This is a genomic window from Glaesserella parasuis, assembly GCF_017352235.1.
GTDB classification, from domain to species: Bacteria; Pseudomonadota; Gammaproteobacteria; order Enterobacterales; family Pasteurellaceae; genus Glaesserella; species Glaesserella parasuis.
In genome coordinates this window covers 1,176,836-1,192,400 of record NZ_CP071487.1, presented here as the reverse complement: position 1 = coordinate 1,192,400, position 15,565 = coordinate 1,176,836, and the positions used below count along the sequence as shown (strand labels likewise).

The following is a 15,565-nucleotide window of genomic DNA, read 5'->3' as shown; positions in this document are numbered from 1 at the left end:
TGTATCTTATTGCTTTACATCTTATCTCTTTTTTTGTATAGTTTGGCGATACAATCAGGAGGTCAAATGATTATTTCATTTAAGCATAAAGGATTGAAATTATTTTTTGAAACAGGATCAACCGCAGGTATTCAAGCAAATCACGCTAGTAAACTTGCTTTTCAATTAGCCACTCTAAACCAAGCAAAAAGTGCTTTAGATATGAATGCACCTAGCTGGAATTTACACCAATTACAAGATAATTTAGCTGGGCATTGGTCTATCAAGGTAAGTGGAAATTGGCGTTTAACTTTTAAATTTCAAAATGGTCACGCTGAAGTCGTGGACTATCAAGATTATCATTAAGGAGCTATCAATGAAAATGTACAATCCAGCTCACCCAGGGCTTATTTTAAGAGAATATATTGAAGGATATAATGTCACAGAAGTGGCTAAACGTTTAGGTGTCACTCGTGTCACGCTCTCTCGTATTTTAAATGGCAAAGCCGCAATTTCACCTGAAATGGCTCTTAGATTAAGCCAATTATTAAAAACTAGCCCAGAATTATGGCTTGGTTTACAATCCCAATACGATCTTTGGCAGCTTGAACAACGCCCAAGTTTTAATATTCAGCCGTTATTTGCATAGCACTTGTTGTATGTTGCAACGTTCTGCTCAAAATTTACCGCTTGTTGCTTATAGGAGAACATAATGTCTAAACACCTTACTGAACAACGTTTTATTGATTTTCCGATTCACGACAGTGTCTTGGCTGCTCTTGATAGCAAAGGCTTTGAATTTTGTACACCCATTCAAGCGAAAACGTTACCTTATACGCTGATCAAACAAGATATTGCAGGGCAAGCCCAAACAGGAACAGGGAAAACCCTTGCATTCCTCGTTGCGACCTTTCATCATCTATTAAATCACGATATTCCAACCAAACATAATCAACCTCGTGCTTTAATTCTTGCACCAACCCGTGAACTTGCGGTACAAATTGCCTCTGATGCATCAATTTTAACGCAGTATGCGGATCTGCGTTTAGCTCTTGCCTATGGTGGTGACGGCTACGACAAACAGCTAAAAGAGATTGAGCGTGGAGTTGATATTTTAATCGGCACAACAGGACGGGTGATTGATTATGTCAAACAAGGCATTATTGATCTCGATAAAATTCAAGTCGTGGTGTTAGATGAAGCGGATCGAATGTTCGATCTCGGTTTTATCAAAGATATTCGCTATTTAATGCGAAAATGTCCGAAACCCGAAGAGCGTTTCACAATGTTGTTCTCTGCAACGCTCTCTCATCGTGTGCGTGAACTGGCATTTGAAGATATGCACAATGCAGAATATGTGGAAATTGAGCCACTACAACGCACAGGGCATCGGATTAAAGAGGAACTGTTCTACCCTTCTAATGAAGATAAAATGGCATTACTTCTAACATTAATGGAAGAAGAGTGGCCTGATCGTTGCATTGTGTTTGCCAATACTAAACATAAATGCGAAGAAATTTGGAGCTACCTTAGTGCAGACGGACATCGAGTTGGCTTGCTAACAGGCGATATACCACAGAAAAAACGTTTGGCATTATTAGATAGTTTTACGCAAGGGGAATTAGATATTTTAGTAGCAACAGATGTTGCCGCTCGAGGATTACATATTCCAGATGTGACACACGTCTTTAACTATGATTTACCAGACGACCGTGAGGATTATGTTCACCGTATAGGAAGAACAGGACGAGCAGGGGAAAGTGGAGTTTCGATCAGCTTTGCTTGTGAACGTTATGCCGTAAATCTACCAGCCATTGAAGAATATATCGGACACGCTATCCCTGTTAGTCAATACGATAGTGAAGTGCTTTTAGCATTGCCAAAGCCACAAAAAGCCAAAACAAGAACACCACAAGGCAAGAAATATAAATAAGGAGAAAAAATTAATTACACCATTGCACACAGCAAGTCAGGCAATCTCATTTCTTTGACCGCTAAAATGGCAAACCGCCACGGTTTAATTGCAGGAGCAACAGGAACAGGGAAAACTGTTACATTGCGAAAACTTGCTGAAACTTTTAGCAATGATGGCGTTCCCGTATTCCTAGTTGATGTCAAAGGTGACTTATCCGGCTTAGTGCAAGCGGGAAGTTATCAAGGAAAAATTGCAGAACGTATCGATCAATTTGGACTGGGTGGTGAAGCATATTTAAACGGATTTCCAGTTTCTTTCTGGGACGTATTTGGCGAAGTGGTTGAAGGAGAAGGGGTTGGATTGATTTTTATGTAGCAATTACACAAACATTTCATCGTAGGGGCAAATCACATTTGCCCCAAAATCTCCTTCAAAAACCTCCTCAAACTCAAGCACTGCACTCCCTCAAAGGTATTACCCTCAAATTCATCCATCGTCACCACATATTTGGGGTAGTTGTCTTGAATTTTGAGCAAGTTGCCAAATTCTCGTTCGAGCGTTTTTTCTTCGTTAATCGTGAGTGTGGCTTGCACATAAATGCGTTCGCCATTTTTCTCTGCTACGAAGTCAATTTCTTGGCTATTTAAACCACCGATTTTGACATCGTAACCTGCGATTTGAAGATGATTAAAAATGCAGTTTTCGAGCAATTTGCCACGGTCTTGCACTCGATAGCCAATCAGGGCGTTTCGCAAACCTAAATCTTCAAAATAGTATTTTTCGCCAATCTCAAAAATCCGTTTACCTTCAATATCATAGCGTGGCACTTTGTGGATCAAAAAGGCATTGGCAAGGTATTCCGCATAATTTTGCACCTGCGTGCTTGAAGTAGTAATTTTCTGTGATTTTAAAAAATCAGAGATTTTTTTGGCGGAAAACAGATTACCAATGTTGCTTGCTAAAAATTGCGTAAGTTGCTCTAAAAATTGCACATTTCGTAACGCATAGCGGTTCACAATATCCCGAATCGCAATGGTGGAATAAATATTGCGTAAATACTCAAACACGATATTGTCTTGCAACGGCAAGTCTTTCAAATAAGGTAGACCGCCGTATTTCAAAAACAGCGACATTGATTTATCGCTATCGTCCAGTTTCATAAATTCAAGAAATTCAAAATAGGAAAGGGAGTGGACATTAATTTCAATGGCTCGCCCACTCAGGCTGCCTGCGATATCCCGAGAAAGCAAATGGGCATTGCTGCCCGTGCAATACAAGTCCAATTCGTCATCTAATAAAAGCGAACGCAACGCTTGTTCAAAATCTGTAATTTCTTGAATTTCATCGATAAAAATGTAATTTTTTTGACCGCTCTTTTTCTGCTCCTGCACAAAATCATTTAGGTTTTCAGCGGTTGTAATGTGGCTAAATGCCAAGTCTTCTTTGTTGATATAAATAATGTGGGCATTTTCATCCGCCGTTTGAATCTCTTGCATAATCTGAAACAGCAAATAACTTTTCCCCACACGGCGCTGCCCAGTGAACACTTTTATTAGACGTTTTCCCATAAACGGACGCACCGTTTCAAGGTATTTTTGGCGATAAACTAAATCTTTCTTCATAGCAAATTCCTTAATTTATACTCGACACTTTACCTTTAAATAGAAAAAGTTTCAATTATAATTGAAACCATTTTAAAATTTACGCATAATTCCAATTATAAAATTACCTAGTTAACATCATCTTAATGCTTTCAGGGGGATTAAAGCAGTCCTAGCTATAATAAAAAACCCAGCAAACTGCTGGGCTTTCATCTCTAATATAAGATTAAAATGGAATATCATCATCAAAATTATCCATTGGTGGTTCTGCTTGAGCCGCAGGTTTTTGGGCTGGTTGCGGTCTGGTTGCGTTGCCCCCATTGAAGTTGTTATTTTGAGCATAGTTGTCGCTGTAGCCGCCTTGATTGTAGTTGGTTTGCGCTGGTGCTTGGTTCCAACCGCTACCTTGATTTCCGCCAAAATCACCGCCACTGCTACGGCTGTCTAACATTTGTAGTACATCGCCTTGAATTTCTGTGGTGTAACGATCTTGACCGTTTTGATCTTGCCATTTGCGTGTTTTGAGCTTGCCTTCTACATAGACTTTTGAACCTTTGCGTAAGTATTGTCCTGCTACTTCTGCTTGACGACGGAAGAAAACGATACGGTGCCATTCAGTGACTTCACGGCGTTCGCCTGTCATTTTATCGTTCCAACTTTCACTGGTTGCTACACTTAATGTTGCAACCGCATCGCCGTTTGGCATTGTACGCATATCAGGGTCGTTACCGAGATTGCCGACAATAATTACTTTATTTACACCTGCCATATCAAATCCTCTTAAATAAATTGTGTTGGTAAAATTTGTGATATTCTGCCTGAAAATAAAAAAAAAATCATCTACTAAAACTGATATTTTGTACAGTTAATCAATTTATGCGATAATAATCGAAAATTCGGAAATTTTTGCTTTACATTTGTTTAGAAGGCAGTTATGCAACATATTGATATTCGTGGGGCGAGAACCCACAATTTAAAAAACGTGAATTTGGTTCTTCCGAGAGATAAATTTATTGTGATTACAGGGTTGTCAGGGTCAGGCAAATCGTCTTTGGCTTTTGATACTCTTTATGCTGAAGGGCAACGTCGTTATGTGGAAAGTTTATCCGCTTATGCTCGTCAGTTCTTATCTTTGATGGAAAAGCCTGATGTCGATCACATTGAAGGGCTTTCCCCTGCGATTTCAATTGAGCAGAAATCTACCTCGCACAATCCTCGTTCTACGGTAGGGACGGTGACGGAAATCCACGATTATTTGCGTTTGTTGTTTGCCCGTGTGGGCGAGCCTCGCTGTCCTGATCACGATGTGCCGTTAGCGGCTCAGACAATTTCGCAAATGGTGGATAGAGTGCTGGAAGAACCTGAAGGTAAGCGTTTGATGTTGCTTTCTCCTGTGGTGAAAGATCGTAAAGGTGAACACGCAAAATTATTAGAAAATCTGACCGCTAATGGTTATATCCGTGCCAGAATTGATGGGGAAATTTGTGATCTGTCCGATCCGCCAAAACTTGAATTGCAGAAAAAACATACGATTGAAGTGGTGATTGATCGTTTTAAAGTGCGTAGCGATATTGCGACCCGTTTAGCGCAGTCCTTTGAAACGGCATTGGAACTCTCAGGTTCAACAGCGATTATTGCCGATATGGACGATCCAAATGCAGAAGAGTTAGTGTTTTCGTCGAGTTTTGCTTGCTCTCACTGTGGCTATTCGCTGACGGAATTAGAGCCACGTCTTTTCTCGTTTAATAATCCTGCTGGGGCTTGCCCAACTTGTGATGGTTTGGGAGTTCAGCAATATTTTGATGAACGTAAAGTGGTGCAAAATCCTGATATGTCCTTAGCAAGCGGTGCGATTAAGGGCTGGGATCGCCGTAGTTTCTACTATTTCGGTTTGTTGAAATCAGTGGCGAAACATTATGATTTTGATATTGAAATGCCGTTTAATCAGTTACCGAAGAAAATTCAAAATATCATTTTAAATGGTTCAAAAGATGAAATTGAATTTGTCTATGTGAATGATCGGGGTGATAGCGTTAAGCGAGTTCACACTTTTGAAGGGGTGCTGAATAATATGGCTCGTCGTTATAAGGAAACCGAGTCAAATGCAGTGCGTGAAGAGCTGGCTAAATATATTAATAATCGTACTTGTACCGATTGTGAAGGCTCTCGTTTACGTCGTGAAGCCCGTTATGTCTTTTTAGAGAAAACCAACTTGCCGATGGTGTCGGAAAAAAGTATCGGCGAAGCCTTAGAATTTTTTGAAGGCTTACATCTATCTGGGCAGAAAGCACAAATTGCGGAAAAAATTCTCAAAGAGATCCGTGAGCGTTTGTCTTTCCTTGTCAATGTTGGGTTGAACTACCTTTCGCTCTCTCGTTCGGCAGAAACCTTATCAGGCGGTGAAGCCCAACGTATTCGCCTTGCCAGCCAAATCGGTGCTGGGTTAGTGGGGGTGATGTATGTGCTTGATGAACCGTCTATTGGCTTGCACCAACGAGATAACGAACGTTTATTGAACACTCTTATTCATCTTCGGAATTTGGGTAATACAGTGATTGTGGTTGAACACGATGAAGATGCGATTATGGTGGCAGATCATATTGTCGATATTGGACCAGGGGCAGGGGTACACGGCGGTCAGATTATTGCTCAAGGCACAGCTCAAGAAATTATGCAAAATGAAGCATCGATTACGGGTAAATTCTTATCTGGTAAGGAAAAAATCGAGATCCCGAAACAGCGTACCCCACGAGATGAAAGCAAACAGCTGGTGTTAAAAGGAGCAAGCGGTAATAACTTAAAAGAAGTCGATTTAGCTATTCCTGTTGGCTTGTTTACTTGTATTACAGGGGTATCGGGTTCGGGCAAATCCACCTTAATTAACGATACCTTATTCCCGATTGCTCAAAATGCGTTAAATCGTGCAGAAAACAGCGATGTCGCCCCTTATAAGAGCATTGATGGCTTGGCACATTTCGATAAAGTAATCGACATCAATCAAAGTCCGATTGGACGTACTCCACGTTCAAACCCTGCGACTTACACTGGATTATTTACCCCGATCCGTGAACTCTTTGCAGGCACTCAGGAAGCAAGGGCAAGGGGTTACACTGTCGGACGTTTCAGCTTTAACGTGCGTGGCGGACGTTGTGAAGCCTGCCAAGGTGACGGGGTGATCAAAGTTGAAATGCACTTCTTACCTGATGTATATGTGCCGTGCGACCACTGTAAAGGCAAACGCTATAACCGTGAAACCCTTGAAATTCGCTATAAAGGCAAAACCATTCATCAGGTGTTAGATATGACCGTGGAAGAAGCGCGTGAGTTTTTTGATGCCGTGCCGATGATTGCTCGTAAGTTACAGACTTTGATGGACGTAGGCTTATCCTATATCCGTTTAGGGCAATCTTCTACCACCCTATCAGGTGGTGAAGCTCAACGGGTGAAACTGGCGGCGGAATTATCTAAACGTGATACGGGCAAAACCCTCTATATTCTTGATGAACCAACGACGGGATTGCACTTCGCCGACATTAAACAATTATTGACCGTATTACACCGCTTGCGTGATCAAGGAAATACCATTGTGGTGATCGAGCATAACTTAGATGTGATCAAAACCGCAGACTGGATTGTCGATTTAGGCCCAGAAGGCGGTAGCGGCGGCGGACAGATTATCGCTGAAGGTACACCTGAAGAGGTGGCAAAAGATAAGAAATCCCATACGGCACGTTTTTTAAACGAAATCTTAAAAAAGAAATAACTCATCAAAACAAAGTAAGCGGTGCGTTTTCTCAAAAATTTTGCAAATTTTTAATCGAATCCGACCGCTTAACAGGAGGATCAAATGGAATATCAATTTACTCACACCATGCATGGTGTCATAGCCAAATGTTCAATGGATCACGAAGCGTTTGCTCGTTGGTTAAACACTGAGATTGTACCGAATCCAAAGGAGTTAACCGCCATTTTTGCCGAAATTGAGCATTGTCGCCAAACCAAAGATCAAAACTACGAATGGATTTTTGAAGGTAAAGAATATAGCCTTTATATCAACATTGAAGAAGTGATGGTGAAAGCAAATAATCTGGATATGACATTTGAAGAAATCGAAGATGTCGAAAACGGCTTTAGTTTCTATGATGAAGAAAGTATCGCCTTTTGTGGATTAGAAGATTTTGAAATGTTTTTGAATGCCTATCAAAAATTTATTCAAACCTACCACTAAACCCACTTTTGAAAAATTTGGCACGCCACAAACCGCTTTGGAATTACAGCAACATCAATGTTTGCTCTATGAAAACCAAACTTTATGGCAATTTAATGAAAACGGTCATCAAATTAAATTAAAACCCCAAAGCCAAGTTTATAGCAACAATGGCTATGCGTTGGTGCAAATGGCAAGAGCAGGTCAGCTTATGCAAGAACAGAAAATACACCTCTAACAGACTTAACCAGCACCATCCTATTAAAAATCACACAAAGAATCAAAGGCTGCCATCAATACACTTGAAGGCAGCCTTTATTATTAATATTTACTCAGATATTTAATATCTTACCACTGTAATGCAATACCTGCACCAGCATTGTATTTGCCTTGCGAAGTTGCACCTGCAGAAACTTTAAGAATCACACGACCATTATCAGACATTCTTGAGAATCCAACAGCAACTGCATTTTGTCCCTCGAAAGTACCAATACCAGCACCCAATGTGCTTTTACCTGGTAAAGTCACTTGTGGAATATTGCTCATAGCCGTTGTTGCAGCAATACCCGCACGAAGTTGACGCCCTTCTCTCTCTAACTTCGCACCCAATCTATGTGCAACATTATACAACTGGCTACCATTAATCGCATCGGTACTTTGCTCAGAGATTAAACCAGGTGCAACGTTTTGAATACGGCGAGTTTCCATTGTACCATCGCTGTTTACATTACCCACGCTCACCACGCCTTTCACTTCAGTAGCTTTGCCACCTGCGTAAGCGTTATACACGCCGCCTGTTACTTGGCTTTCTAAAGCACCTGCCCCCGCAGTGGTTGCACCTGCTGCCACATAGCCTGAGTTTGTTCCCAAGAATACCGAGTTGCTGGTTGTGTTTTTCACGTTGTTACCGACAACAAACACATCAGATTGACCTGCATTCACTTGGTTATTATTACCTAATGCATAAGAGCGATCTGCTTTAATTGTATTAGGGTCACCAATAGCACCTGAGTTATTACCACTCACCACATTGCCGGTACCAATCGAAATAGATTGTTTACCTGACGCCACAGCACCGTGACCAATAGCCACGCCTTGCTCTCCAGCTGTAGCCCCGTTACCTAAAGCAACAGAACTCTCCCCTTTCGCGTGAGCTTTGTAACCAACTGCAGTAGAGTATGAACCTGTTGCACGAGAGTCCACTGTATTCGACTTATGGTTAATTTGCTCCTCTGCATTATGACCATCATTGGTGTGGAAGAACCTGATACGATTGGTTAAAACATAAACTTGGCGACCATTCACTGCATCAGTACTATTTGGTGAAATATCACCATCAGCAATACCACTCAGTTTCACACGGGGATCAACTTTCTCTTTATATTTCTGGAGATTGCCATTCTCATCAAGAATAGGTTGTTTAGTCACTGGGTCCCATTTAACAAACTCTTCCTCGACTTTCTCTCCTGCACCAGTAAGGTTGATTGTATTCTTATCACCAGTCATTGTCGCAGTGCCTAAAGTCACAGAATTTAAGTTCGTTAAATCCCTGTTCATTTTCACAACAAGTTTGTTATCTGCCACTTGCGCTTCCACATAAAGGTTATTAGCCGCTGAGTCCTTACCATTCCATTTGCCTTCACCCTCAACGGTTAACTTCGTACCCAATGGACGATGTACAGTGGTATCGGCGTTGTTACCCGTCAAGTCTAAGCCCGCTTGTGCAATGGCTTGTAAATCTTTCACTGTCGCTACATTATTTAACGCATTACCCGTTTGAGCCAATAAGCCGCCTTTACCGTCTTTGTTATCACCAGCAATAGCTTTTTGTGCATCTGTAGGGGTAAGTGCCGTTTTATTTGATTCAGCATCATCTTTCAAACCTAAACCACTTCCCACATTGCTCATCGCAATTGGTGTATTGCTTGCATCAGATGGCATTGCTTGAACAGTAACATTATTTGAAGCAACCTCAGTTAATGTTGCAGGTCTACCATCTGCATTTTTATATGTATTTGTTGCAGGATCGAAAACTTTCCCTTTTAAGTCACTCTCTTTATAGAATTTACCATCTTTTCCTCGAACAAGCGTAACTGGTACTTGTTTACCATTTACAGTTTCAGTTTTTACTTCGCCTGTTACAGAATCTTTCTCAAAGTACTCAAACGGTTTTCGATCGTTGATTTCTTTTAAGCGATCATCGACATAACCCGTATTCGCTGCAGCCGTTCTGTCTTTCGCCGTGCCGTCTGGATTACGTTCAACATCTTTTAAGCCAGTGATAGAGCCCGTGCCTTTAGCATCCGTACCCTCACCATTTTTAGCAAAGCTAATTTCTGGTGCTGTGCCATCTGCCCCCGAAGTAATGCTTACTGCATCTTTGCCATTTTCGCCTTTAAGTGCCAAGGTGTTAGTTGTTTTACCATCTTGACCTTCTTTGCTAGTTAAGGCAATTGCATCTGCACCGTCATTTCCTTTAACCGTTACACCATCTCTGCCATAAGTCGCAGCTGATTTATCCGTTTGATTTTCGTCTTTCGGACCAACAGTCATACCATCTGCATTGACAGTATTTTTAGAGTCTTTATCCGTTGCCGTTACGCCATCTGCTTTAACGGTTGTTGTTAAGTTATTACCTTCTGCATCTTTGGCTTTAACCGTTGTGCCATCAAGTTTATAATCCGCAGATTTCAATGGTTGATTATTTGTATCTTTCTGAACAATGCTTGTACCGTCAGCACCTGCTGTTGCAGTAGTTACTTTCGTATCTGCACCTGCACCTTCAGTTTTTGTGGTCGTAGTCGCATCTGGAGTAATTTTCACACCATTAGCCCCTGCTGGACCCGTAGGTCCTTGTGGTCCTGCTGGACCTTGTGGTCCTGTTGCTCCAGCAGGACCAGCTTCGCCTCTAGGCCCTGGAGGGCCTTGTTCCCCTCTATCACCTTTCTCACCATTTTTACCGTCTTTCCCCTTAGTAATAGTATCATGGGAGCCATCCGTATAAGTAATTTGCAAATTACCATCTACTATTTTAGTCTCTTTAATTAACTTACCAATCGTAGAAATCGTAATATTTCCGCCCGTTTGTTCTAATTTAATATTACTTCCTGCAGTAAACTGGATCGTATTTCCATTCTGAATTGTAGCTTCAGTGTTATTCGTTTTAATCTTAAAGGATGACATTTTATCGGCAATCTGAGCCAGTTTAGTCTTAACGTCTTGATCTAAACTTATTGTGATGGTTGAGCCAGACGCATTGGTCTTGATTTCATTATTAGTGCCCTTAACTTCAAGTTTGCCATCCCAAATCCCTACTTTAGGGTTATTTGCGTTGCTATCACCACCAATTTGCATTGTAAGCGATTTAAGCTGTGCCACGTTTACTGCATCGGTTAATTCTTTACCTGCAGCAACGTTGGTGATTTGGCGTTTGATGAGTTTATTACCTGAGCCTCCACCGACAGAAACCGCACCAATAGCATTATTATCAACACTTTGTGTTGATTTAAAGCCGTTAGCTTCAGTGCTTTCTCCCGTTGTGACAGAATGAGTTTGTTTTAACCCCTCTACACCGCCAGCTGTACTTGCATTAGATCCATAACCTAATGCCACACCGCCACCCACGGTGACAACGGTATTATGACCAAGTGCGGTTGCTCTAGCAGCACTACCATTTGTTTTGGCATTATCACCCACAGCAACAGAGCTCATACCACCGGCAGAGGCTTTATAACCCAAGGCAGTAGCATGACTTTCAGCACTTGCTAGGCTTCCAACTGCCACTAAGTTTTGACCTGTCACACCGATATGGGCACCCACAACAACAGAAGATGCCCCTGCTGTTGTCGCAGACTTACCTATCGCAATGGAATCTGTCCCAACACCTTTCGAGTTCCAACCAAGAGCAACGGCGTAGTTTCCATTAGCAGTTGCACTACCACCAACCGCAATACCGTACTCATTGGTAGACTTACTATTCGCACCGATAGCAATGCCTTCATCTTTACTTGCAGATGCTAAAGGACCTAAAACAATAGATCCTTCGCCCTTAGCCAAAGAACCACCCCCAATAGCAATAGAGGCTCCACCACTCGCAGTTGTTATTTTTGGTGTTTGGGATTGGTCTTGGGATTGGACTTGGCCTTGGACTGTATCATCAGGTTGATATTTCGTTGTTTTTAAATCATCTCCACCGATTGATATGGAGCCATACCCCTCCGCTTTGGCATTTGCCCCGATAACAATAGATTTTGCCTTACTTGCAGTAGCAGAGTGACCTATTACAACTGCTTGTTCAATATTTGCCGCACTGGCTTGTCTGCCTAAGACAACAGATCCCTTTCCCGCTTTTGAAGCACTCCCGATAGCAACTGCTTCAGTCTCATTTACTACAGTATTGTTGCCTATCGCAATAGAGTTGTTCTTTTCTCCTGCATTTGCATCATAACCTATCGCAATATTATGCCTACCTTCAGCTTTTGACTTCTGACCGATAGCAATAGCACCATGCGCAGCCTTACTCTCTTTACCAATACCAATAGTACCGTTGTCAGATCCTGAAGTCGATGCACTAGCACCATCTAGAAAATATGGTTTTTCGTTACTTGTGCTAGCAGTTGCTGCTAAACCTACTGGACTAAAAAATATACCTAGTAATACTAGACTTAAAAGACTTAATTTAAATTTATCTTGCTGTTTATCTAAAAAATAATCTGAGGTGCATACTTGAGCTCTTTTATCCGTGTAAGTGGATGTTTTGGTATAAGACTTTACTAACTCAGACACAACCACCCAAGCCTGTTGAGCATGACTCCAAATAACTCTAAATATTTTATTCATAATAACTTTCCATAATAATCTTCTTCTCTAACGCTTTTCCTAATAAAGCATCATAAACTTTTATTTACATTTTCAGGGTGTACAGATGTCCCCACTCCATTGTAAAAAAAAAACAACATTTACATAAAATAAAGAATAAAATAACAAGCATTTTTCAACTTTTATTGTCAATTATTAAAAAAGTTAGAAATAATAGGCGGGAAATCTGATGAAAGCGGTGATTTAGATGGGATATTTTACATCGCATCGTCTCTTGAACAGGCTGCTATTTAATCATTATCACATAGCCTACTTAACATTGTCGTCTAATCCCAAAATATACGGGCTATTTAAATGCACTATCGGTAAAGTTGAATTATTCCACTCCCGCAATAACTGTACTTTCATTAAATCTAAAGTATCTAAACCAGCCAAAGTGTTTGGAGTATATTGAGTCGCAAAGCGAGTAAGTTGCGTAAGCCCAAGACTAGATTCAATACTTGAACTTATCACAGCAATTAAACCTTGCTGATGAGCCTGTTCAATGAGTGAAATACATTTTTCAAGGGAACCAACGAGCGTTGGCTTAATCACAATAGCGGTTAGATTTGGCTCTTTTTTTACCAAAAAATCAGGCTCTCGTACTGTTTCATCCCAAGCGATATTTATCCCTGTCTGTTCAGCAAACTGACGTGAAAGTTCTGGAGTTTTGCAGGGTTCCTCTAAAAACTGAATGCGCTTTTTGCGTTCAGGGGAAATTTTACTTGCAAAAAGCAACGCCTTTTCTAGCGTCCATGAGCGATTAGCATCAAGCCGCAATTTTAAATCGGGAATCGCTTCTAAAAACATATCCGCAATAAGCCCATCTCGATTAGCTTCATATAACCCTACTTTAATTTTGGCGATTTTTTCCCCTTGCATTTGGTTCAATTCTGCATAAAGTTCATCTGGGTCGCCATAACAGAGTGGCACAGTTTGAAAGTTGGCTTCTTCGCTTAATGTTTCATTGAGTTCTGCTAAGGCACTGCTGACCCCAAATGCAACGGACGGTGGATAGGATGTTAAAGAATCGTCTTGATGATTTAGCCACTTTTCAATCCATTGGCGAACTGCAATTTCCGCCTCTGCTAAGGTTTCTTGGCTAAATTCAGGCAATGGGGCGATTTCCCCCCAGCCTTCTTTGTCAGCATGTTTCAAATGAATAATCAAACCATCTCGTTGTTTTAAACGGCGGTTACGTAAGATAATGCCTGTTTCAACAGGTAAGGAATAACGGTAAAGTTGAGCGGTTTTCATCGGGGTTAACTTTGTATTTATATTCAGACAACAAATTACTCTCAGCCCTCGGTTCAAAAGGACTGAGATATTTACGTAGCTAATACATAATACCGAAAAAACATTCAAATTACACCGCTTAATACTCAAAAACCACGCCAGCTTCTTCCGCTTGGGCTAAGGCTTGGTACATAGAAATCCTTCATACACGTAGGGGCTAATTACATTAGCCCCAAAATCATCGGTAATATCTGGGGCAAATGTAATTTTCCCCTACAAATTATCTTCTTTCCTGTTTTACAATCGTCGTTGGCTCTTGGTGGATAATCACTTATAGAAATCCTTCATACACGTAGGGGCTAATTATATTAGCCCCAAAATCATCGGTAATATCTGGGGCAAATGTAATTTGCCCCTACAAATTATCTTCTTTCCTGTTTTACAATCGTCGTCGGCTCTTGGTGGATAATCACTTATAGAAATCCTTCATACACGTAGATACCATAAGACACAACAAATTTTATTTCATAAATGTGTCTAAATTAAATGCTGTCTGTTTTTGCAAAACAGCCTGTGCAATAGTGACTAATTTACGCATTAAAGCCGTGATAATCACCATTTTAGGTTTGCCGCATTCAAGCAATCGCAGCACAAACGAGCGATATACGCTGTTTTTGTAGCTGCCAAAGGCAAAGTTCATTGCAGGGCAAAAGAGTGCCTTACGAATGTCGGATTGCCCGATTTTTGAAATACCAATAACGGTATTTAAACTTTTCCCCGAACTTTTAATCATCGGGGTTAAACCTGCAAAAGTGGCGGCTGCTTTCGCGTTTTTAAAACGATTTCCATCACCTAAATGGGCAATCAGTTGAACGGCGGTTGCAAAGCCAATAGCAGGAATAGTGCAAAGTAATTTTACATTGTTTTTCAATGTATTATCTGCATTAATGCACTGTTTAATTGTTTTTTCCAAAGCCTTAATTTGCGCTTTGATGAAGGCAATCATCTGCTGTGTTGAAGCAATGCAATCGCTGTCAAGCAACATTGTTAGCCGTGTTTTTTCTTGTGCCAACTGTTTTTTCAGGTGGTCAAGTTGGCGATTTTTACGCAACAATTCCCGTTGAGCAGGTGAAATTGGCTGATAAATCGGTAATTTATGACGCTTTTCATCGGCATAATCAGCAAGCATTTTTGCGTCGATTTTGTCGGTTTTAGAGCGTAAATTATCGGTTTTCGTGAAATTTGCACTGCATTTAGGGTTAATCACGCTAACGGTGATTTGCTGTTGGAACAGAAAATCTGCCAAAGCTTCGTGATAAATATTGGTGGCTTCCATCACGCAGTGAAAAGTTTCACCAAATGTATTGAGCCATTGCATAAGTGATTGAAATCCTTCTGGATTATTTTTAAACACTTTATGCTTATGTTTGCCATTTTGTAATTTAATGGCAACATCAAATTTAGCTTTGGCAATATCAATGCCAACGTAATATAATGGGTTATCCATTTGACCTCCAAACCTTGTGAATGCGGGCTACGGAAAACGTGCCTGAGATACCATTCGGGGTGATAGTGGATGAGAAAGTAGGCTTATATCTACACTACGTGCTTAATGGCACAAGGGGCGAAGCAACTCTACTTTCTCTATAACCCCATTATGAAGGTACTCGTAATGGGGTTTTCTTTTGCCCATATTCTAATACAAGGGGCTAATTATATTAGCCCCAAAATCATCGGTAATATCTGGGGCAAATGTAATTTGCCCCTACA

11 protein-coding genes and 1 pseudogene are annotated in these 15,565 nt (G+C 40.9%); 7 read left to right on the top strand and 5 right to left on the bottom strand.

Translation table 11 applies throughout. From position 1 onward, the window contains the following. Positions 1-66 precede the first annotated feature (66 nt). The 4 genes and pseudogenes from J1G47_RS05960 to J1G47_RS05945 all read left to right on the top strand — a co-directional run. Positions 67-345, top strand: coding sequence for a type II toxin-antitoxin system RelE/ParE family toxin (locus J1G47_RS05960; RefSeq protein ID WP_012621703.1), 279 nt, complete (start codon positions 67-69; stop codon positions 343-345). 10 nt (positions 346-355) lie between these two features. Beyond that, on the top strand, positions 356-628 hold the full coding sequence (locus J1G47_RS05955; protein WP_005712616.1) for a HigA family addiction module antitoxin: 273 nt from the start codon (positions 356-358) through the stop codon (positions 626-628). Between the two features lie 63 nt (positions 629-691). Beyond that, entirely contained in the window at positions 692-1,912 is a 1,221-nt protein-coding gene (gene rhlB, locus J1G47_RS05950; protein ID WP_207326499.1) for an ATP-dependent RNA helicase RhlB, read from the top strand. Positions 1,913-1,978: 66 nt separating this feature from the next. Further along, positions 1,979-2,230: pseudogene (locus tag J1G47_RS05945) on the top strand (helicase HerA-like domain-containing protein); the annotation flags it as partial. 71 nt (positions 2,231-2,301) lie between these two features. On the opposite strand, the gene J1G47_RS05940 reads toward J1G47_RS05945, so the two are convergent. After that, positions 2,302-3,516, bottom strand: a complete 1,215-nt coding sequence (locus J1G47_RS05940; protein WP_021114868.1) for an ATP-binding protein — start codon at positions 3,514-3,516, stop codon at positions 2,302-2,304. A 205-nt stretch (positions 3,517-3,721) separates the two neighbouring features. Beyond that, on the bottom strand, positions 3,722-4,264 hold the full coding sequence (locus J1G47_RS05935) for a single-stranded DNA-binding protein (protein WP_021115958.1): 543 nt from the start codon (positions 4,262-4,264) through the stop codon (positions 3,722-3,724). A gap of 165 nt (positions 4,265-4,429) precedes the next feature. Between J1G47_RS05935 and uvrA the strand changes: the two genes are divergently transcribed. The 3 genes from uvrA (at position 4,430) to J1G47_RS05920 (ending at position 7,940) form a co-directional block, all read left to right on the top strand. Beyond that, positions 4,430-7,258, top strand: a complete 2,829-nt coding sequence (gene uvrA, locus J1G47_RS05930) for an excinuclease ABC subunit UvrA (protein WP_207326498.1) — start codon at positions 4,430-4,432, stop codon at positions 7,256-7,258. Between the two features lie 84 nt (positions 7,259-7,342). Further along, positions 7,343-7,723 (top strand): YacL family protein, encoded by a 381-nt coding sequence (locus J1G47_RS05925; protein ID WP_010786782.1) that lies wholly within the window; start codon positions 7,343-7,345, stop codon positions 7,721-7,723. Then, positions 7,689-7,940 carry a type 2 periplasmic-binding domain-containing protein gene (locus tag J1G47_RS05920; protein ID WP_041603108.1) on the top strand — a complete coding sequence of 84 codons (252 nt, stop codon included), beginning with the start codon at positions 7,689-7,691 and terminating at the stop codon, positions 7,938-7,940. Before J1G47_RS05925 ends, J1G47_RS05920 begins: the two co-directional genes overlap by 35 nt. A 110-nt stretch (positions 7,941-8,050) precedes the next feature. On the opposite strand, the gene J1G47_RS05915 is transcribed toward J1G47_RS05920, so the two are convergent. The 3 genes from J1G47_RS05915 to J1G47_RS05905 all read right to left on the bottom strand — a co-directional run bounded on the left by J1G47_RS05915 (position 8,051) and on the right by J1G47_RS05905 (position 15,302). After that, positions 8,051-12,541 carry a YadA-like family protein gene (locus tag J1G47_RS05915; RefSeq protein ID WP_207326497.1) on the bottom strand — a complete coding sequence of 1,497 codons (4,491 nt, stop codon included), beginning with the start codon at positions 12,539-12,541 and terminating at the stop codon, positions 8,051-8,053. 288 nt (positions 12,542-12,829) lie between these two features. Continuing rightward, positions 12,830-13,816, bottom strand: a complete 987-nt coding sequence (gene menC, locus J1G47_RS05910; RefSeq protein WP_207326496.1) for an o-succinylbenzoate synthase — start codon at positions 13,814-13,816, stop codon at positions 12,830-12,832. A gap of 499 nt (positions 13,817-14,315) precedes the next feature. Continuing rightward, positions 14,316-15,302 carry an IS110 family RNA-guided transposase gene (locus J1G47_RS05905; RefSeq protein ID WP_005714908.1) on the bottom strand — a complete coding sequence of 329 codons (987 nt, stop codon included), beginning with the start codon at positions 15,300-15,302 and terminating at the stop codon, positions 14,316-14,318. Between the last annotated feature and the right edge of the window lie 263 nt (positions 15,303-15,565).

Excerpts from the sequence above, each read along its gene's own strand:
- J1G47_RS05960 (WP_012621703.1), top strand. The coding sequence starts at position 67 with ATGATTATTTCATTTAAGCATAAAGGATTGAAATTATTTTTTGAAACA.
- J1G47_RS05955 (WP_005712616.1), top strand. The coding sequence starts at position 356 with ATGAAAATGTACAATCCAGCTCACCCAGGGCTTATTTTAAGAGAATAT.
- rhlB (WP_207326499.1), top strand. The coding sequence starts at position 692 with ATGTCTAAACACCTTACTGAACAACGTTTTATTGATTTTCCGATTCAC.
- J1G47_RS05940 (WP_021114868.1), bottom strand. The coding sequence starts at position 3,516 with ATGAAGAAAGATTTAGTTTATCGCCAAAAATACCTTGAAACGGTGCGT.
- J1G47_RS05935 (WP_021115958.1), bottom strand. The coding sequence starts at position 4,264 with ATGGCAGGTGTAAATAAAGTAATTATTGTCGGCAATCTCGGTAACGAC.
- uvrA (WP_207326498.1), top strand. The coding sequence starts at position 4,430 with ATGCAACATATTGATATTCGTGGGGCGAGAACCCACAATTTAAAAAAC.
- J1G47_RS05925 (WP_010786782.1), top strand. The coding sequence starts at position 7,343 with ATGGAATATCAATTTACTCACACCATGCATGGTGTCATAGCCAAATGT.
- J1G47_RS05920 (WP_041603108.1), top strand. The coding sequence starts at position 7,689 with ATGCCTATCAAAAATTTATTCAAACCTACCACTAAACCCACTTTTGAA.
- J1G47_RS05915 (WP_207326497.1), bottom strand. The coding sequence starts at position 12,541 with ATGAATAAAATATTTAGAGTTATTTGGAGTCATGCTCAACAGGCTTGG.
- menC (WP_207326496.1), bottom strand. The coding sequence starts at position 13,816 with ATGAAAACCGCTCAACTTTACCGTTATTCCTTACCTGTTGAAACAGGC.
- J1G47_RS05905 (WP_005714908.1), bottom strand. The coding sequence starts at position 15,302 with ATGGATAACCCATTATATTACGTTGGCATTGATATTGCCAAAGCTAAA.